The organism is Parabacteroides sp. Y3-G-102 (assembly GCF_023656845.1).
Lineage (GTDB): Bacteria > Bacteroidota > Bacteroidia > Bacteroidales > Tannerellaceae > Parabacteroides > Parabacteroides distasonis.
The window spans coordinates 1-20,194 of record NZ_JAMOKU010000069.1; the positions used below are offsets into that span (position 1 = coordinate 1).

Here is a 20,194-nt window from a genome sequence, read left to right on the forward strand (position 1 = left end):
GGGGCAAGGGGATATTGTGGGCAGAAGTGGGTATTTCAGCCTCAATTTATCTGCTAATTCAGTGATGAGAGGACGTTTAGACGCAAGAAGGACGCTGAAGAGCTTAGTTGCGGATTTGAGGTTATTATGAACCATTAGTTTTTAAACAATCATAAATCACAAAGTTCTATCTTAATGTTTTACAACGACATTCAATGTCTGCGCATTTTCATCCGCAGTCTTTACATGCAAAATATAAATACCGTTCAACAAAGAAGAAACATCGATATTCAAGTTAACAACACTTTCACCTTGGCCTTTCACCGTGTTTTGATAAACACAAGTTCCCGTACTACTATACAATCCTATACTATATGTCGAAGACATGCTCAATATGGGTCGCTGCTCCGTAGCCCCCATAGCAAACGCTCCATCCTGCAAAGTCTGCATTTCCGCATTTGGCGCAATCTGTACTTGCAATGTAGAGCTTACCGGATTCCGTAAAACAGAAAGGCTATAAGTTCCTGACACATAAAGCCATCCTATTACTTGCCATTCACCCCAACCATAACTATTGTGAGCACGAGCAGAAAGATAGCAAGAACGAGGAGTGCTCGAACGATATACTTTTACACTGGATTTACTTGAGTTTTGAGCAACAACAGACCAATCACTCGGATAATCACTCTTCCATTCATATTGATCGACGTTGTAACGAGAATCACAAGAGACAGCAGCAGTAAATGATTGATCATTATCTTTTCTGAAAGTTTCAACAGATGGTTTAGGTGGTACTGTATTATACGTAGGATCCGGATAACTATAATATCTTAATCCCGAGGAATTATAGGGACAGTCGTTTATTGAATGCTCAAAAAGCGGTGATTTTCCCCATTTAGATATCAAATATCCGCTTCGAGAAGATGTTACAGCTGAATGATCATCATTTGGGAAAGATACTTTACAGTATTTACCTGACGTATTGGTGGTTTGCACGAAGCTACCATCATTCCAAAACGCATCATCCCCTGGAGTATTGATCCAAACATAACTATGCCCTTCAGAACAATACCAAGCATAGGCATGGCAATTGTAAGCGCAAGTTGCTTCTCCTTTGAATACGATTCGGTTATTATAATAACTCAACCATTCATTTTTATATTCATTTTTTTTAGAACTACTTAGCTCACCACTTGTTAATTGTAGCGCAGAAACCGCAGTGCCTTTTGGGGTATAAATAGTAGTATTGCTATATACCGCATTATCAGCAAAAGGTTGTATCGATCCACCCGCAATCAACAGGTCAATAGGATCACTATTTAATGCTTGGTTTGATTTTACAGTGGGATGCCCCAAGATCTTATTCATAAGAATCAAAGAAGATTGATAATCCGACGTAGAATATTCTACAGGATCTTCCATTTTTTGGTACAATTTCTTACGGGCTTCTCCCAACAAGTCCATACGATCAGTTTCACTCATTTTGTTGATAATCGCATCTTGAGCTAATAACAATTCAAAATAAGACCTTTTGAGAGACCAAGAAGTTTGATTGATAGCGTTGCTTTTAGGAGCCATCCTAGCTGCATCCATTTGCTTGTAAACAGATAACAACTCTACTGGTGCATCTGCTCGCTTCATCAATTCTTGTAATCCGTTAAAATTATGGATATTGATATCTATCCCGTCCTGTGGGTTATTGAATGCAGTAAAATAAAGCCAAGCAGGATAGTTCATACAAGTGATGACCAAGTCTTGAGTACTCATACTCACCAACTGGTCTTCCGGGATCTGCATAGCAGAAAAACGATCTTCTTCTGTGACTAAATTGCTCCATGTTTCCGTACCCGGTCTTACAGGGAAATTATAAACTTGCGCTTGTGATAAAACTGAAAGAACGCAAGCGATAGCGACAAATAAAAAACACTTTTTCATGGTATCATTATTTTATTGTGGTTTGTAAACCGCATGTTTATCCGTATCTTCTAAAGACAATATAAGTTTATTAAGATCTTTCTCAAACGGATACGTTTTCAGATCATTCGTATTACTACTGTGAATAGGAAACAAACTAATAGAGTCCGCATTTACATGATACGAATATGGAACAATATAAGAAGGATCAAAATTCTCATAAATAAGAGTACCACTATCCTTCCATGATTTAGAATCGGAGAAATAGAGTTTCCCCTTAGGACCGACACCAACATCATCGCTGCAACCGACAACACTAATGATTGTCATTAAAGCAACTAACTTAAACAAAAATTTCATTTTCATAGGCTTTCACTTTAAAAATGGTACAACATATATAAATTATCCCGATAATGACTCTAAAGCGTTTTTAGTAGCTTTGTAAAATAATAAAATCAACAACATTAAAATAGATCAACAAGGAACAAAGTCAAATACAGTATATCTATCTCATTAAATTTATCAACAAGACAAATATACTAAAATAGTAAAACACCAACAAAAAAAACATCAAAAAAAACAGGATTATGCTCTCGTCAAAACACGTACGTGTTTTCAGAAAAACATGTACGACTTTTTTGGAAAACACGTACGTGTTTTTCAAAAGACTTCTCTTACCTTTGCCCTATGGAAAAGACGAAACGATATTACGAATACGGCAAGTTCCTTCAGGAACGTTTTGACCATAAAGTACAGAAGATCTCCATCAACGCCGGCTTCACCTGCCCGAACCGAGACGGGGCGAAAGGATGGGGCGGCTGTACTTATTGTAATAACCAAACATTCAGTCCGGAATACTGCCATACGGAGAAAAGCGTTACCGAGCAATTAGAGGAAGGCGTACGCTTTTTCTCCCGCAAATATCCGGACATGCGGTATCTGGCCTACTTCCAAGCCTACACGAATACATACGACCGATCAGACTCTCTTATTCGTAAATATGAGGAAGCGCTTGCCTATCCCGGAGTGGAAGGATTGATTGTCGGCACTCGTCCGGACTGTATGCCGGAAGGTTTATTGGATTATTTCGCGGAGCTTTCCCAACGAAAATTCGTCATGATTGAATATGGATTGGAAAGTACGCTTGATAAGACCTTAGTCCGCATAAACAGGGGGCATACCCATGAAGAATCGGAATCCGCTATCCGTCGTACGGCGGCAAAAGGTATTTACACCGGGGCACACCTGATACTCGGACTACCGGGAGAAAGTAGGGATGAAATATTACACCATGCGGATGTCTTATCACGCCTCCCGATCACGACACTTAAACTGCACCAATTGCAGCTAATCAAGAATACCCGCATGGCGAAAGAGTTCAAGGAAGATCCTTCTGATTTCCATTTATATACGGCTGATGAATATATCGAATTAGTGATTGACTTCATAGAACGACTGAACCCCTCTATCGTAGTAGAGAGGTTCGTATCACAATCCCCCAAAGAGCTACTGATCGCACCGGATTGGGGTTTAAAGAATTTCGAATTTACCGCTAAGGTAAATAAGCGGATCGAGGAAAGAGATACACGGCAAGGACGACTATTTCAAGTCTAAGGCGACATCACCATAAAAGGTAATAGCCTGTTTATTCACGGGTGTCACATTGATTGTCACCGAGCCATTCGGATAGACTTCCACCCGAAACATGTATACATCCTCTTTGGTCTTTACACGGAACTTGATTTCGGAACTACCTTTCTTTTCAGAGGTTTGCTCCTTCTCTGTCGCCACTTCTTTAAACGTCAAGCCCTCTCCACCACCATAAGGAGCAGAGTAAGCACGTCCAAAGTAAGGAAGATAAGACAGGATCGAGTCACCATGTATTTCCAATGAGTAGGGGGAAGTAAGATTGACGGATCTCCCGGCCATCGGTACGGCACGATCCACATCGATCTTAATACGACCGCTATCCACGATCTCCCTCACCACTCTCTCTTTTTGCTCCTTCCGCTCTTGCTTACTTTGAGCAAAAAGGGATTGCCCCGCACAAAAAAGGACAATCCCTAAAAATCCAACTAACCTTGTTAATCTCATAACCTTAATAAACTAAACACACTATTAATCACTCTATATAGTAAAGACAATCCTTCGGGTGAATAGTTTAATCTAAAAAGGTCAAATTAAGGCTGTTTATATTTCATTATTATATTAACGCAAATTATCCAAGATATAATCCTGTACGGTAAAATCTTTCCGTACGATCGTATCACCGGGAACACGTTCGTCTGTCGTGATCGCTAAATTCTCATCGCCTAAGACTTGACGGCTCAAGAAGCTCATGATATCGTATTGGTTCCGGGACATAGGGAGCCCAGAGATCTCATGCCCCGCATTCTCTACCTTATAAAAATAATAGGAAGCTTGAAGATTTTCCAGACTTTTCGCTACAGCGGATGATCCCCATAAACCGCCGAGGTTCTCCATAGCGGCTTGTTCAAAAGGAACGGTTTTATCCGCATCGCCATGGAATAGCATAATCGGACAAGGCATCTTTTCCCAATGTGGAGGAAGCACACCAGAGACCGCACCGGCATATGAGATCACACCGGCATAGTTGAAACCAGCCGGTAGCCTTTTCGCCAACTCATGTCCGTTACATAAATCATACTCTGCCTGCAATACCGTAATCGCCCCGGCACTCGAACCGCTCGCTACGATCTGCTCCACATCGATGTTCCAATCCGAGCTTTGGTTGATCACGAAACCGGTAGCATCATAAAAATCCTCTACCGCCGTATCGATCGCATGCTGCAAGGCTGCGATAAAGTCCATTGGAGAAGAGACTTTAGAAGGATCCAGATTCTTCAAGGTGGTACGATAATCCGTAGAAACGACCACAAATCCGTTTCGGGCGAGGAACTCGAAATAGGGAATATATCCTTTATCCGCCTTATCTCCCCCTTTAAACCCACCGCCAAAAGCAAAAATCATCACAGGCTTTTTTGAGGCGGGCGACATAGAAGTCAACTCATACTTGTCCAAGGACAATGTATCTGTCCCTTTTATAGAGAATACGAAATTCTCTTTTTGAACTTCCACATTCGCCACAGGTTTAGGCTGCATACAGGCGAACGAACAGACGATCCATAAAGCAAATAGCGAATACACCCAATTTCTGTTCATCTTATTTTCGTATTAGAGGTTATTTTGTTCCTTCCTTCAAACCATCCAAGAACTTATCCACTTTTTTGGCAGCGTCTTTCACGCCCGCTTTCATTTTCAATCCGGCGTATGTCGCTTGCAATTTAATGATCTCCGCTTTCTCATCAGCGTTTAACTCTTCCTCGAACTTGGCGTAAATATCCGTGGATAGATCCGAGAATTTCAGATCCGCCTTCTTCCAGTCCTTATCGGTATAATCAGCGGCCTCCATTTCCACCTTATCTACAAAATCACTAAACTCCTTCACATATGAATCCTTTGATTGGCAGGCGCTCAAAGCGAACATAACCAATAACATGAATAGTACTTTCTTCATCTTTTAATTAAAAATTAATTTGTTATACAACACAAATATATGCAAAAAGGTTAAACCCTTGTATATGTCGTATAACTTTACGTAATTTGCTATCCTATTTTCTTAATCAGATTAATAAATTTATGGAGAAAAAACATCAGTACCGAGGATTAACCAAACAAGAAGTAGAAGAGAGCAGGCGCCTTCACGGCGAGAATGTACTTACCCCGCCCAAGAAAGCTTCGTTATGGAGCCAATTCTTGGAGAAATTCGAAGATCCTATTATTCGTATATTATTAGTGGCATGGCTCTTGTCCATGATAATCGCTGGCGTACATTGCTGGGGACCTGAGGCGAAAGGTTTTACGGCCTTCTTGGAGCCGATCGGCATTTTCTTCGCAATCATGCTTGCCAGTTGCGTGGGCTTTTTCTTCGAGGTGAAAGCGAACAAGGCATTCGATATCTTGAATACAGTCAATGATGATATTTTAGTGAAGGTAATCCGTGACGGGAATATCTGCCAAATACCGAAAAAAGAGGTCGTCGTAGGCGATATCGTTGTTTTGGAGACAGGTGAGGAAATTCCCGCAGATGGACATTTGCTTGAAGCCATCTCCCTACAGATCAACGAATCCACACTAACCGGTGAACCGATTATCAGCAAGACAACAAACGAGGCGGATTTCGATACGGAAGCGACTTATCCGTCCAATGTAGTCATGCGAGGAACGACGGTCGTGGACGGACATGGCGTAATGCAAGTAGAAAAGGTGGGTGACGCTACCGGATACGGTAAGGTCTACGAAGGCTCGCAAATCGAGAGCGATGTAGAGACTCCTTTACAAATACAGTTGAAAGGCTTGGCTAGCGTGATCAGTAAAGCCGGATACACGATCGCCGGAGTGACGTTCATCGCCTTGACCGTAAAATTCCTTTTATCAGATAGTTTCCCCGGGATGCCGGCGATGGACATCATCGCCCATATCCTCAACTACTTTATGGTAGCGGTTACGTTGATCGTGGTATCCGTTCCGGAAGGATTACCGATGAGTGTCACGTTAAGTTTGGCCCTCAGCATGAACCGTATGTTGAAGACGAATAATCTTGTCCGCAAAATGCACGCCTGTGAGACCATGGGAGCGACTACCGTAATTTGTACGGACAAGACCGGAACGTTGACGCAGAACCAAATGCAAGTCTACCAAACGAATTTCTACAACCTGAAAGACCAAAAGCTTGGGGAGGATGAGTTAAGTAACCTGATCAAAGAAGGTATCTCCACGAACTCCACGGCATTCCTCGATTTCTCGGAAGAAAAGGTAAAAACCCTTGGAAACCCGACGGAGGCCGCCCTTTTACTCTGGTTGAACGGACAACACCAAAATTATCTGGAATTAAGAGAGAACGCTACGATCCTAGATCAATTGACCTTCTCTACGGAACGGAAATATATGGCTACAATCGTACAATCACCGTTACTCGGCAAGAAGGTACTTTACGTGAAAGGTGCTCCCGAAATCGTACTGGCCAACAGTAACCGGGTGGCGATAGACGGAACTTACAAACCGGTGGCGGAATGTAAAGCCGGCATCGAAAAACAATTATTGGATTACCAGAACCAAGCGATGCGTACGCTTGGCTTCGCTTACCAGATAATCGAGGATGGAATGGATGAGACCTTCTTCGTTGAGGGTCGTTTACATGATACGGATTTAACGTACCTAGGTATCGTCGCTATCTCCGATCCGGTACGTGCGGATGTGCCCCCCGCTGTTCAAAGTTGCTTGGACGCAGGTATCGACGTGAAGATCGTCACCGGAGATACACCGGGTACGGCTAAAGAAATCGGACGACAGATCGGTACGTGGAAAGCGAATGATACCGACCGGAACATTATCACGGGTCCCGCATTCGAGACGCTTAGCGACCAAGAGGCCTTGGATCGTGTCTTAGACTTGAAGATCATGTGCCGTGCCCGTCCTACGGACAAACAGCGTTTGGTACAATTATTACAGCAGAAAGGCGCCGTGGTAGCGGTTACCGGCGACGGGACAAACGATGCCCCCGCCTTGAAAGCGGCACAAGTAGGCCTCTCCATGGGTGACGGTACTTCAGTTGCCAAGGAAGCCAGCGACATTACGATTATCGACAACTCGTTCAGTAGCATTACCCGTGCGGTGATGTGGGGACGTTCCTTGTACCGGAATATCCAGAAATTCTTGTTATTCCAATTGACCATCAATGTAGCCGCTTGTTTGATCGTGCTATTGGGTTCTTTATTAGGTACGGAATCTCCTTTGACTATCACGCAGATGTTATGGGTAAACTTGATCATGGATACATTCGCTGCCGGGGCGTTGGCCTCTCTCCCACCGAATGAGCGAGTGATGAAAGATAAACCTCGCCGGAGCGGTAAGGATGGAGATTTCATTATCACCCGCCCGATGGCCTATAATATTTTCGGCGTCGGATTCGCTTTTGTCGTAATCTTGATGGGCTTGTTGTTCTATTTCCATGCGCAAGACGGTTTAACGCCGCATGATTTATCGTGGTTCTTCAGCTTCTTCGTGATGCTACAGTTCTGGAATATGTTTAACGCAAAGGCATTTATGGAAGGACGTTCCGCTTTTGCCAATTTAAAGGATAGTAAAAGTTTCTTGCTGGTCGCTTTACTGATTTTGATTGGTCAATACTTGATCGTCACTTTTGGAGGCGAGATGTTCAGCGTAATACCTTTGTCCTTGAAAGATTGGGCGATCATTATCGGATCTTCCTCTCTGGTTTTATGGATCGGTGAGTTATTCAGGTTATTCAAAAGATAAATATATATTGTACAACTTGTAGAGACGGGACACGCTCCGTCTCTACAACTGAAAATAGTACACCTATATGATATATCAACCTAGCTATAAATAGCTATTTCCTTATTCCATTTCGTTTTTTAACTTCGCATCTCAAATTATTTAAATCATGGAACATCTATTAGAATTAGCGAAAAGAAACCAAGAAAGAGCTTGGGAAGTGATCCGGCAAACCGACATTATAAATATCTGGAAATCTGTCGGGGCGGAAATAAACTTAGTAGGCTCCTTAAATATGGGACTACTCATGAAACATAAGGATATCGACTTCCATATTTACACCTCTCCCTTCCGTATATCCGACAGCTTCCAAGCGATGGCCCGACTAGCGGAGAACCCGCTCATTAAACGAATCGAATACGGAAACTCGCTCGATACGGAAGAACAATGCGTAGAGTGGCACGCATGGTTCCAAGATCCGGATAACGAACTCTGGCAAATTGATATGATCCATATCGTAAAAGGTTCCCGTTATGACGGTTATTTCGAGAAAATGGCCGAACGTATAACCGCCGTACTGACTGACGAGACCCGGCAGGCCATCTTAAAACTGAAATATGAGACACCGGATACAGTGAAAATCATGGGCGTGGAATATTACCAAGCAGTCATTCAAGACGGCGTGCGTACATATGCGGAATTAGAGGACTGGAAAAAACAACATCCAGTCACAGGCGTTATCGAATGGATTCCATAAGAACATTATTGGCCAAACCGTGAAGAATCGATCTCTTTCTTATTCTTCCGGTTCATCTTGCCCAATGTATACTTTAAGGTGAGCGATACAGAACGAGTATCCGAATAGATCGTCATATCACTCTTCTGGCTGGGATAATCAATATGCGTTTTCGCACGTAAGCCCTTTAATAAGTCCTCACCTCGTAGCATTACGCTTAATTTTTTCGGTATCGGGTTCCAGACAAGCCCTGCCGATACATTATAAATACCATCCACATCATAGATACCTTGTATCGAAGGCGCACTATAGCGAGCATTCACTTCCAGCGATAAGTTCTTCTTCTTTGATAAAGTAAACGTATTGAACAACATCAACTGCCCGAACAACTTTTTCCGATCAAACGGAATGTCGATAAATATTCCCTCATCTTGAATCAACAAGCCTGATGCCACGAACCGTGAGCTAACCGCCCCACCGATCCGAAACGGGATAACTGCCATCGCCCCGAAAGTATTATGCTTATCGAAATTAACCGATTGGTAATAGGCTCTCAACGCTTTCGTATCTTGATAATACAATTGGCGAATATAATTCACATGATGATTGGCGAATAGTCCAAAAACATATTTCTTTTTCAAGATATAATTAGCCCTAGCCATATAAATACGTTCCGGTTCCAAATAAGGATTTCCCCGTACCTGACTATACACATTCAAATAAGAAACATTCGAGCTCATGGCCCAATACGCCGGATACTTCTTATCGCTGGAGAAATTGACTTGAAGCATATTCGATGGATCGATCGTATAACTCAAGTTCAATTGTGGATAGAGATTTACCCCAGACCATAAAGTCCATTTCCGGCCCACCGAATCAATCACCGCCTTATTATACTCCGCCGAAAGAGAAGCGCTCAACACCAGTTTCTTGCCAAAACGCTTAGAGAAACCGGCATACAATCCCGCCGTATACTCTTTTTCTTTTTGGGCAAACGTAGCTGACAGATCCTCCTGTTTATCTTGGTAGGTAAAGGAGCTATTATCCGTAAAGGATAACTGCACATTCGTGCCCGCGTTAATTTTCCATCCTTTTCCAAATACCCGTTCGAAGTTAACGAATACATTCGCCAAATGGATATTTTGCCGGGAGGTAGCCTCCACCTCTTGTTTCGTATCGGGATAATCCGAGATCATATATTGATCCCTGCGATCCTTATAATAGGTATAATCCACCCCTGCGTTCAAGTTCTTGGAATGTGCATAATTCAACCGTACATTTTGAAGATTCTTCGGGCCCGATAACTTATTATTACTTTCCGCATACTCAATACCCACAAATAGAGTGTTCGAATATCGTTTGGAATTAGAATCCGTTATCTTGGCATAATAAGAAATATCCACCTCACGCCCCTTATCCATAAACCAACTGGCACTTGCCCCAATCGTATGGTTCATGGAACGACCTACCGCCGTATTTTCTTGCAGGATCTCATAAGGACGATCCTTCACGATAGGATAGGCGTTCATATCCTCGGTTGAACGGGAATGGTTATAATTAGCGGAATAAGATAGATCCAGACTATATTTCTTTTTGGAGTAAGATAAATTCACTAACCCGGTTGGCGAGAAGTAGAAAGCTTGCTTTCCGGTCAAAGAGATATCGGCACTTAAATCCTCATTCACTTTCTTCTCCATAATGATATTTATACTACCTCCTTTTACGCCATATTTTGGAGGAGAGCTATACAAAAGCTCTATACTCTTTACTTTGCTGGCCGAGTTAGATTTCAGAAGCTCTACAATCTGGGACAATGACATTGAGCTTTTACGTCCGTTAATAATAATGTTCGTAGTAGGGACGCCGATGATACTAACGTTGTCCCCTTCTTTCACCAATCCGGGAATCTCTCCTAAAATATCAAATGCAGTATTCACCGGTTTGGCCATGATCAAGTTAGGCACGTCGAAAGATAAGGCATCGTCCGTAACCGTAACCAAAGGACGCTCGGAAGTAACGTAGACATCCGGCAATTTTACCGTAATACTATCTTTCACCAAGATAACAGAATCCTTAGTCTGTGCATTTACAGCGACAAGAATATTCAGAAGCAACAAGAAAGGAACAATGGCAGTCTTCATAATATCAAGATTATGTTTATAATCCGCCAAATTAAAAAGAAAAAAGGAGATAATCAACGAAACTATCGAATATTTACGAACAAATCGTATACATATTCAAAATAAAGAAATTACACCACACCTATTTATACTATTAACCCGTTGGCTGAATTAAGCAACCGTGCCAAATCTTATAAAGATAAAAGTCAGATCAAACCGAATAAAAAGTTCTCCCAGTACTATATAAAACCTCCCGCAACCCGATATCTTCTTTATTCGCCGCCGCTGAATGTTCGTTCGGCGGCGACGAATATACATTCAGCGGCGGCGAACGAACATTCAGCGGAGACGGATATAGAAGATAGGCTTATCCATCAAGGTATTATTCATTCTACCTTATCCAAGGTAAAAGTAAAGATTAAAGTAGAACCTCCGGGGATACCGCTATAATCTCCATATCCATAACCTAGCGAAGCCGGGATAATCGCCTCCACGGTCTCATCCAGATGGATATTCAATAAGACACCGCTTAAGCCCGGGATAATGCCGTTCATAGAAAAACTTGATCTATCCAGTTTCTTTTGAAAGACTTTCCCGTCAATATATTTTCCTTCCAGATCAAGCAAATAAACCACTGAGGTTGCGGAAGGTGTCGTTGTCCACTCATTTTCTTTCTGAATGATCCGATATAAGGCAGTATCACCTCCTATAACAACTTGCTTATATTTCAATTCACCGTTCTCGTCTTTCTCCGCTTTCTTCTCCCAGATGTATTCCTTGTTTTTGTTGATATAAGCCAATTGCTCTTCCGAGAATTGAAGCTCATCATCATCCCCACAAGAAGTAAATCCCATCATCATGATCACTACAAGTGACCATACATACATTGAAAGTGCTTTCATTCCGATTTCTATATAAAATTAAACTATGATTATTCTTGATTTCCGAGGCGCGAATATACAAATCCATTTTGTTATATCAACTAACTTTCCGTTCTTTGCATAAATATAGTAGTAACCAACTAATACAACATGAAACTAAACAAATTAATAGCGATCGCCACGATCAGCCTTCTGTCGGGAGGTATAAGCATGGCACAAAAAGCGTTGAATCTTGAGGATATAGTTGCCGGTAACATCATACAAACAAAAGGCATCGGAAGCATGACTTGGCTAAAAGACGGTGAACGTTATAGCCGCTTGGAAAATAATAAGCAAACCGGAGGCACGGATATCGTCGCCTATCGAGCGAAAGATAACTCCCGTGAAGTCATTATCCCCTCATCCCTATTGACGGACAAATCTACCGGAAGGCCTATCCCCGTACGTAGCGTCTCTTGGAGTGCGGATAATGAGAAAGTCTTGATTTATAACAATACCCGACGGGTATGGCGTTATGATACACGGGGTGACTATTGGGTATTAAACCTAAAGGACGGCGCTTTACGTCAATTGGGAAAAGGAATGCCGGAATCCTCCATGATGTTCGCTAAATTCTCTCCGGATGGCACACGTGTGGCCTATGTTTCCAACAATAATATATATGTAGAAGATATAGACTCCGGGAAAATCACGCAGCTAACAAAAGACGGAAGCGATACGATTGTCAACGGAACCTTCGATTGGGTATATGAGGAGGAGTTCAGTTGCCGGGATGGTTTCCGCTGGAGCCCGGACGGAAAGCATATCGCCTATTGGCAAAGCGATACGAAAGGAACGGGAGTGTTCGACATTATTAATAATGTAGACTCCATCTACGCAAAGGTAATCCATTTCCCATACCCCAAGGCAGGAACCACCAATTCAGCCGTAAAAGTAGGCTACGTTTCCTCTACCGGCGGGAACACCACTTGGATCGCCATACCCGGAGATCCCCGGAACAACTACCTGCCCCGTATGGAATTCATCCCCGAAAGCGACGAGTTGTTCATACAGCAACTAAACCGCCCGCAGAATACAAATAAGGTATGGATCGCCAAGATATCCGATAACTCGCTGAATAATATCTTCACCGATACGGATGCCGCATGGCTAGACACGAATGATAACATACAATGGTTAAAGGACAACCGCTATTTCACATGGGAAAGCGAGCGTAGTGGCTGGCGGCATTTATACCGGATAAGCCGTGACGGAAAAGAGATACAACCCATCACCAAAGGTGATTTTGATTATATCTCGCCGGTCGGGACCGATCTACAAAAGGGCTGGGTCTATTTCATTGCCTCCCCGGACAATTTCACCCAACGCTACTTGTACCGGGCTAAAGCATTCGGCAATGGAGAAGTGGAGCGTGTAAGCCCCATGGAACAATCCGGACAGCACCGCTACAACATGTCACCCACCGGCAAATGGGCCATACATACGTATAGTAACGCCTCTACCCCATCTGTTATCGACATGGTTTCTTTTCCGAAACATCAATCCGTACGCATGCTTGAGGATAATGCTCAAGCCAAGGACCAATACGCTGCCTTAGGATTAAACCCGAAAGAATTTATCAAGGTCAAGTCCGGCAATCTAACCTTGGACGCATGGATGATAAAACCTGTCGATTTCGACGCATCCAAGAAATACCCGGTTATCATAGAGGTATACGGCGAGCCGGCGAGCGCCACCGTACAAGATGTATGGGGTAACGGAGATTTATGGCAACAATATATGGCGAACCAAGGCTATATCGTGGTGAGTATAGAGAACCGGGGCGCGAATACTCCTCGTGGGCGTGAATGGCGTAAATGTATTTACGGGGAAGTGGGCACTTTCTCCTCCGAGGATCAAAGCAGAGGTATTTTAGATATGGCCCGTCAATATCCGTTTATCGATGCCAGCCGGATCGGCATTACCGGATGGAGCGGCGGCGGCAGTCAAACCTTGAACTGCATGTTCCGTTATCCGAAAGTATTCCATACCGGTATAGCGATCGCTTTTGTCGCTGACCAGCGCCTATACGACACGATCTACCAAGAACGTTACATGAATACTCCGCAGAACAATCCGGAAGGCTACCGCAAAGGTTCCCCGATTACCTATGCCGAGGGACTGGAAGGTAATCTGCTGCTTATCCACGGTACGGGAGATGACAACGTGCATTACCAGAATTGCGAGATGCTGGTGAACAAGTTGATCAAGAACGGAAAGATGTTTACGCAAATCAGTTACCCGATGCGTAGCCATAGCATCAACGAAAGGGAAGGAACGACTCTTCACCTACGTAAGACAATGGCTAAATACTGGCTGGAGCATCTTCCGGCCGGTGGTAAATAGTTAATCCACGATTCGATGAAACAATTTTTATTGCGATTAGTGATCTTGGCAGGAATCAGTTTCCTGCCAACGGTATCCAACGCCCAATTAAGGGAAAAGGCCGAAGAACTATTGTCTACGACATTAGGCAATGAGCCGAAGGAGCCAGTTACCTCGACCGATACGTTTTCGCTCGACGAGCAGCACCGGAAGGATTCCATCAAAATGCAGGAGCTAGCCCTCCAGCTGCAAGAGATGAAACTAAACGAGATTTTGCTCAAAGACGAGCTGGAAAGCACGAAGAACAGCAATGCTACCGCCGACTCCCTAAAAATGGCCGAGCAACGAAACCGTATCGATTCCCTTCGGGCACTGACTCCCGGCGTACCTGTAGTCGTGGAGGGGGATACCTTATTTCACCTATACGCCAAGCGCGGAGGCCGCACCCCGGTTGACCGGGCTGAGGACATCCTCAATATCATGGTAAAGATCGGGACCTCGCATTCCTTGAAGAAGGATTCCATCTATATCTATGACAGCGAATACGTAACGGATATCATGTACGGAGATAAGGTTATCCTAAGTATCACCGACCAAGATGCCCTATGGCAAAATCTCAGTCGTATAGCCCTCGCAGAACAATATCAACCGATTATCCAAAACAAGATACAAGAGTTAAGGGAGCAACATAGTATCTTGCAGATAGCGAAACGGGTATTATTGTTCATCCTCGTAATTATCATCCAATATTTCCTGTTTAAGCTGACCAACTATCTGTTTAAGAAACTACGCAGGAAAATTATCTGGTTAAAGCAGAACCGACTCAGATCTATTACCATCCGGGATTATGAATTTCTCAACACACATCGCCAAGGACGTGTATTGATGTTTTTCACCAACGTAATACGATGGATCGTGTTACTAATCCAGTTAACCATCAGTGTACCGATCCTTTTCGCTATCTTCCCGCAAACAGAAGATCTAGCCTTGAAGATATTCTCCTATTTGTTGGAGCCGGTAAAGATGATCTTTAAATCGGTAGCCTCCTATATTCCGAACTTGTTTATCATCTTGGTGATCTATTACTGTATCAAATACATCGTAAAAGGAATCCAATACATAGCCAACGAGATAGAGAGCGAGAACCTGAAAATATCAGGTTTTTACCCGGATTGGGCGCAACCGACGTTTAATATCATCCGTTTCCTGCTATACGCCTTTATGATCGCCATGATCTATCCTTATCTGCCGGGATCGGACTCGGGGGTATTTCAAGGCATATCCGTATTTGTCGGTTTGATCATATCGTTGGGTTCCAGTACGGTGATCGGAAATATCATCGCCGGGCTGGTCATTACTTATATGAGGCCCTTTAAATTGGGTGACCGTATCCAACTAAACGAGACGACTGGCAACGTTATCGAGAAGACTCCGTTTGTCACCCGTTTACGTACCCCTAAGAATGAGGTAGTGACCATCCCGAACTCCTTTATCATGTCCTCCCATACAACAAATTATAGCGTATCCGCACGGCAATACGGATTAATCATCCACAGCACGGTTACGATCGGCTACGACGTACCTTGGCGGCAAGTTCATCAATTATTGATCAATGCCGCCCGCCAAACCACCGGGGTATTGCCAGAGCCGAAGCCTTTCGTATTGGAGACCGAACTAAGCGATTACTATCCCTGTTATCAAATCAACGCTTATATAAAGGACGCCGATAAACTCGGGGATATCTATTCCGACCTGCATCAAAACATACAGGACGTATTCAATGAGGCTGGCGTAGAGATCATGTCACCGCACTATTTCGCCGGACGAGACGGAAGCGCTTCCACGATCCCGGCCTCTCCCTATCTGGATGACAGGGTAGAGCCTTCAAAGAAATAAATATTTCACGGTAAATAGTTAAAAATGATCCCTCACGAAACAAATCGTGGGGGATTTTATGTTATATGTCCAAACGTCACTAATAAAATAAATAATGGTAATGAAAAAGTATTTTATCGCAGTAGCGGCTATGGCATTTTTGGCCGCATGTAGCGGGAAACAAGCCCAAAAGGATGTACCCGTAGAAGTAGAGGAAGAAGAATTCGCCATAATGTCGGCGGCTCCGGACGCTCCGTCTCTGCCACTGATCCATTCTGTTAAGGCGACTCAACCGGCAAAACCCGTGAATATGAGAGATTCCTTGAAGGCTGATCCTAAAAAGGGACCGGTTATCCAAAAAAAGTATAAGGGAACCCTGACTTCTCCGGATAGCGTGAATGTAGATTATGACTTAACCTTGTATTATCAACAAGATAACGCAGACGAGGAAGGCGTATTCGAGTTGGATGCTCTTTATACCGTACCGGAAGCAGTAGCCTCAAGCACCGGAGCGGCGAAGAAAGCTCCTCAGAAAGCCATTACAACCGGTAAACAAAAAGTAAAGCACGGAGCTCCCGATGACGTTAGCGCAGTAATCTACGAGTTGATTCCTAGTGATGGCGAACCCGTCATTTATTTCCTAGTAGAAGGGGATAACTTGACCTTGATGAACGACGCGTTGCAAAAAGCGGCGGCAGATCTTAACTACACACTAAAACTTGTTCAATAATATAGGCAGCACATCTTTGTATATATAGATCACCCCGATAGTCTTACCGGATCGCCGGAAGCTATCGGGGTTTAGTTTTTATTTAAACCATCCTTAGCGGACCGATTATTTGATACCTAACTTGGCTTTGATCGCTTTAGGCAGGGCATCTTTATGAACCACGATATTCATGGTCTTATAACGGACAAATGCTTTGGAAGCATACCAAATACCGTTATACTTGTTGTTGGTTCCCCACGAGTTCTTCACCATATAATACTCGTTACCTTCTTGATCTTTGGCGATACCGTAGATCTGCATACCATGGTCGTCGGTCGTCTCATAATTATCATAAGCCAACTGGCGCTCTGCTTGCGTACACCATTTCTGAGGTTGCGGTTTTGTGTTCAGCTTCTTTTCCTCCGGTTTCAATTTCAACCAATGAGCCATATCGGAACCGCTCAACTCCTGTACCTTCTCATCATCAGGCATAACGGCCACTCCGTCACGAGTAAAACCAGATTCGCTCACATCGGAACCCCAAGCGATCGTATAACCCGTATTAATCGCATTATCAAAGACCTCCATAAACTCATCCAGCGGCAAGTTATACGACATACCGTGACGCCAGTTATCCTGAATCTCTAGCGGGAACTGGGTATAGAACGGATGATGCGTATAAGAAGTCAATGAGACATAATCCGAAGCCTTCAAACCTGTAGACTCGAAGAAAGATTTCGGTGTATATTCCTTCCCTTTATACGTGAATTTCTCAGGAGGAACCCCCAAGTAGATCTGATGTACCGCAGCGACCGCCTTCTTCCATAACATGGCGTTATTCTCATCAGACTGCAATTTGCGTAACTTTCCCTTGGCGATAGCGGCCACCATAGCGTCCGTCAAGGCGGAAAGCTCGGTATGGTTACTCAACGTATCGGAATACATCACGCCCGGGCGCATCTCCTCTTCCGGAACCAAGCCGAATGTTTCCATTCCATAAAGCGCATCATAGAAAGATCCACCTTGCGAGAACGAAACATCCCCATGCGTACGCACAGCAGCGTCGGCACGATCCAGATAGGTGTTATATACCGTAAACATCTCGGATAAGTCATACTCGCCCTTTCCCATACGAAGCAACTCCGACTCCAAGAAAGAGTACGAGGAGTAGCACCAGCACGTACCCGCACGATTTTGGTTCTTAACAGATGTAATGGGGTTCTCTTTCACGGTCGTGAACACGAATCCCTCCTCACTCTCCTTCTTCTCCGTGTCTTGCGCTTGGATCGTAGCGGACATAGTCAGAGCGAATAGCATGCTTGAAACTAGAATTGTCTTTTTCATGTAATTTTATATATTTATATTAGTATTAAGTCCGTATCGACCGCAAATGTAAGTTTTTTATCCGTAGCTAACTCTACAAAGTCGTACGTATTTGAGATATTTTATCTAAGTTTGCCTCCTCAGGAAACATAATATATAACTAATTATCTGCAAAATGAGAATATCTATTATCGGTTCGGGTAATATCGGTGGAGCGATCGCCCGAGGTTTAGCGAAAGGAACCATGTTCAAAGCCTCTGATATCACTTGTACCGCCCAATCGGATGAGACCTTGGAGAAGATGAGAAAGATCGATCCGGACTTTATCTTGACCCATGATAACGTGGAAGCGGCACGAAACGCTGATATCATTATAATCGCCGTTAAACCTTGGCGTGTAGAAATGATTATAGATGAGATTAAGTCGGTGCTCGACTTCGAGAAACAAATCATCGTATCCGTAGCGGCTGGCGTGACTTTCGACCTGTTAAATACTTATTTGACCAAGAACACGGACTTCGATTGTCTGGCTACTCCCACGATCTTCCGGATCATGCCCAACACGGCTATCGAGGTGATGAGCAGCATGACTTTCGTCTCCGCCCGCAATGCCTCCAAGGAGCAGACGGACCTAATCATCCGGATTTTCAACGAGCTGGGTAACGCCATGCTGGTAGAAGAGCGGTTGATGGCCGCAGGAACGGCATTGGCCTCCAGTGGCATTGCTTTCGCCTTGCGTTATATCCGTGCGGCGATAGAAGGCGGCGTGGAATTGGGTTTCTATCCGAAACAGGCGCAAGAGATCGTGGCGCATACCGTGAAAGGTGCCGTTGATTTATTGATCGAGAATAAAAGTAACCCGGAGATGGAAATCGATAAGGTAACGACTCCGGGCGGAATCACGATCAAGGGTCTAAATGAGATGGAACTTTCCGGTTTTACCTCTTCCGTGATCCGGGGACTGAAGGCCAGTAAATAAAAATAGGCAGACAAAGTAGTTTGCCAGCACCAATACGCCCCGAAATATGCTGACAAACTACTTTACCTGCCCTCGGCGGGTTTATGTTCTTTCCGCCTAGCCATTTCCATCTCCAACATCCGGAGTTCCCGGCTGGTCTGCCCCGCAACAGAAGTATTCTCTTCCGCACGCCGGATCAAATACGGCAGTACATCCCTTACCGAGGCGTACGGTACGTATTTGGTTACGTTATATCCCGCATGGGCTAAATTGAAGGAAATATTATCGCTCATTCCCAATAGCTGCGCAAAGAAAACACGGGAGTCATCGCGGGCGATCCCCTTCTCGTCCATCAATTTCGCCAACTTATAATTACTCTCCTCATTATGAGTTCCCATAAACATCTCAAAACGATCTAAATGATCCATGGTGAAACGGACCGCCGCATCATAATTCTCGTCCGTGGCCTGCTTATCTTTACAAATCGGATCGGGATAATCCAACGCCGCCGCACGGGCACGCTCCGCTTCCATATAAGCCCCGCGCACGAATTTCACGCCCGCAATATAACCTTTCGCCACGGCGTCATCGTAGATACGACGCAGATAAGGCATCCGGTCATGACGATACATTTGCAAGGTAGCGAATACGATCGCACGTTTCTTGTTGAACTTACGCATCGCCTCATCGGTCAACGCATCAATGGCATCTTGGAAACAATAATCCTCCGCATCCACTAAAATACGTACGTCGTTATCGTAAGCCCGTTGGCAAAGCGCCATAAAACGCTCGCGGAACTCGCGAAAATGCCGGACATCGTCTATCGTAAGCTCTTCCCGTTTCTCGGAAGCTTTGGCCAGTAACTCATCGGTCGTGATCGTGGATGGTTTGAATACGGCTCACCCGATAAACCTGGGGGATTAAGCATACAGCTTTGTAAGTCTGAAAAGAAAGAATTTTATATCCGTTACTCCTCTTAAAGCAGCTCTAAACGCCTTAATTTTAGCATTAAAAGAC

Annotated in this window: 15 protein-coding genes and 1 pseudogene; 7 read left to right on the plus strand and 9 right to left on the minus strand. The window is 44.0% G+C overall.

Features of this window, described 5'->3' with window-relative positions:
• Positions 1-171 precede the first annotated feature (171 nt).
• Positions 172-1,914, minus strand: a complete 1,743-nt coding sequence (locus NBH16_RS21975; protein ID WP_008778701.1) for a T9SS type A sorting domain-containing protein — start codon at positions 1,912-1,914, stop codon at positions 172-174.
• Positions 1,915-1,926: 12 nt separating this feature from the next.
• Complete coding sequence (locus NBH16_RS21980; RefSeq protein ID WP_005867279.1) at positions 1,927-2,259, minus strand: LptM family lipoprotein; 333 nt, start codon at positions 2,257-2,259, stop codon at positions 1,927-1,929.
• Between the two features lie 321 nt (positions 2,260-2,580).
• Here NBH16_RS21980 and mnmL point away from each other — a divergent pair, with 321 nt between their 5' ends.
• Complete coding sequence (gene mnmL, locus NBH16_RS21985; protein ID WP_250789071.1) at positions 2,581-3,507, plus strand: tRNA modification radical SAM protein MnmL/YtqA; 927 nt, start codon at positions 2,581-2,583, stop codon at positions 3,505-3,507.
• Here mnmL and NBH16_RS21990 read toward each other — a convergent pair.
• From NBH16_RS21990 to NBH16_RS22000, 3 genes are all read right to left on the minus strand, one after another.
• Entirely contained in the window at positions 3,493-3,987 is a 495-nt protein-coding gene (locus NBH16_RS21990) for a DUF4251 domain-containing protein (protein WP_005854264.1), read from the minus strand. The two genes, mnmL and NBH16_RS21990, sit on opposite strands and share 15 nt — an antisense overlap.
• 114 nt (positions 3,988-4,101) lie before the next feature.
• A complete protein-coding gene (locus tag NBH16_RS21995; RefSeq protein ID WP_005867275.1) occupies positions 4,102-5,076 on the minus strand; it encodes an alpha/beta hydrolase family protein in 975 nt (324 codons plus the stop codon).
• A 19-nt stretch (positions 5,077-5,095) separates the two neighbouring features.
• Positions 5,096-5,431: a DUF6565 domain-containing protein gene (locus NBH16_RS22000; protein WP_005867274.1), complete on the minus strand. Its 336-nt coding sequence runs from the start codon at positions 5,429-5,431 to the stop codon at positions 5,096-5,098.
• Between the two features lie 122 nt (positions 5,432-5,553).
• Here NBH16_RS22000 and NBH16_RS22005 point away from each other — a divergent pair, with 122 nt between their 5' ends.
• The gene (locus NBH16_RS22005; RefSeq protein WP_005867270.1) at positions 5,554-8,232 is read left to right on the plus strand and encodes a calcium-translocating P-type ATPase, PMCA-type; all 2,679 of its coding nucleotides are present in this window, start codon (positions 5,554-5,556) and stop codon (positions 8,230-8,232) included.
• A 148-nt stretch (positions 8,233-8,380) separates the two neighbouring features.
• Positions 8,381-8,968: a hypothetical protein gene (locus tag NBH16_RS22010; RefSeq protein WP_048927535.1), complete on the plus strand. Its 588-nt coding sequence runs from the start codon at positions 8,381-8,383 to the stop codon at positions 8,966-8,968.
• A gap of 5 nt (positions 8,969-8,973) precedes the next feature.
• Here NBH16_RS22010 and NBH16_RS22015 read toward each other — a convergent pair whose 3' ends face one another.
• Together NBH16_RS22015 and NBH16_RS22020 are read right to left on the minus strand one after the other, a co-directional pair.
• Positions 8,974-11,088: an outer membrane beta-barrel family protein gene (locus tag NBH16_RS22015; protein ID WP_250789072.1), complete on the minus strand. Its 2,115-nt coding sequence runs from the start codon at positions 11,086-11,088 to the stop codon at positions 8,974-8,976.
• A 365-nt stretch (positions 11,089-11,453) separates the two neighbouring features.
• Complete coding sequence (locus NBH16_RS22020; RefSeq protein WP_057326332.1) at positions 11,454-11,969, minus strand: FKBP-type peptidyl-prolyl cis-trans isomerase; 516 nt, start codon at positions 11,967-11,969, stop codon at positions 11,454-11,456.
• A gap of 129 nt (positions 11,970-12,098) precedes the next feature.
• Between NBH16_RS22020 and NBH16_RS22025 the strand changes: the two genes are divergently transcribed.
• From NBH16_RS22025 to NBH16_RS22035, 3 genes are all read left to right on the plus strand, one after another.
• Complete coding sequence (locus NBH16_RS22025; RefSeq protein WP_122370132.1) at positions 12,099-14,333, plus strand: S9 family peptidase; 2,235 nt, start codon at positions 12,099-12,101, stop codon at positions 14,331-14,333.
• A 15-nt stretch (positions 14,334-14,348) separates the two neighbouring features.
• Entirely contained in the window at positions 14,349-16,208 is a 1,860-nt protein-coding gene (locus NBH16_RS22030) for a mechanosensitive ion channel family protein (RefSeq protein ID WP_158532235.1), read from the plus strand.
• 100 nt (positions 16,209-16,308) lie between these two features.
• Entirely contained in the window at positions 16,309-16,917 is a 609-nt protein-coding gene (locus NBH16_RS22035) for a hypothetical protein (protein ID WP_005867258.1), read from the plus strand.
• Positions 16,918-17,022: 105 nt separating this feature from the next.
• On the opposite strand, the gene NBH16_RS22040 is transcribed toward NBH16_RS22035, so the two are convergent.
• Positions 17,023-18,240 (minus strand): C1 family peptidase, encoded by a 1,218-nt coding sequence (locus NBH16_RS22040; RefSeq protein ID WP_250789073.1) that lies wholly within the window; start codon positions 18,238-18,240, stop codon positions 17,023-17,025.
• 154 nt (positions 18,241-18,394) lie between these two features.
• Here NBH16_RS22040 and proC point away from each other — a divergent pair, with 154 nt between their 5' ends.
• Positions 18,395-19,198: a pyrroline-5-carboxylate reductase gene (proC, locus tag NBH16_RS22045; RefSeq protein WP_250789074.1), complete on the plus strand. Its 804-nt coding sequence runs from the start codon at positions 18,395-18,397 to the stop codon at positions 19,196-19,198.
• Between the two features lie 62 nt (positions 19,199-19,260).
• On the opposite strand, the pseudogene NBH16_RS22050 reads toward proC, so the two are convergent.
• Positions 19,261-20,076, minus strand: a pseudogene (locus NBH16_RS22050) (proline dehydrogenase family protein); the annotation flags it as partial.
• Positions 20,077-20,194: the final 118 nt, after the last annotated feature.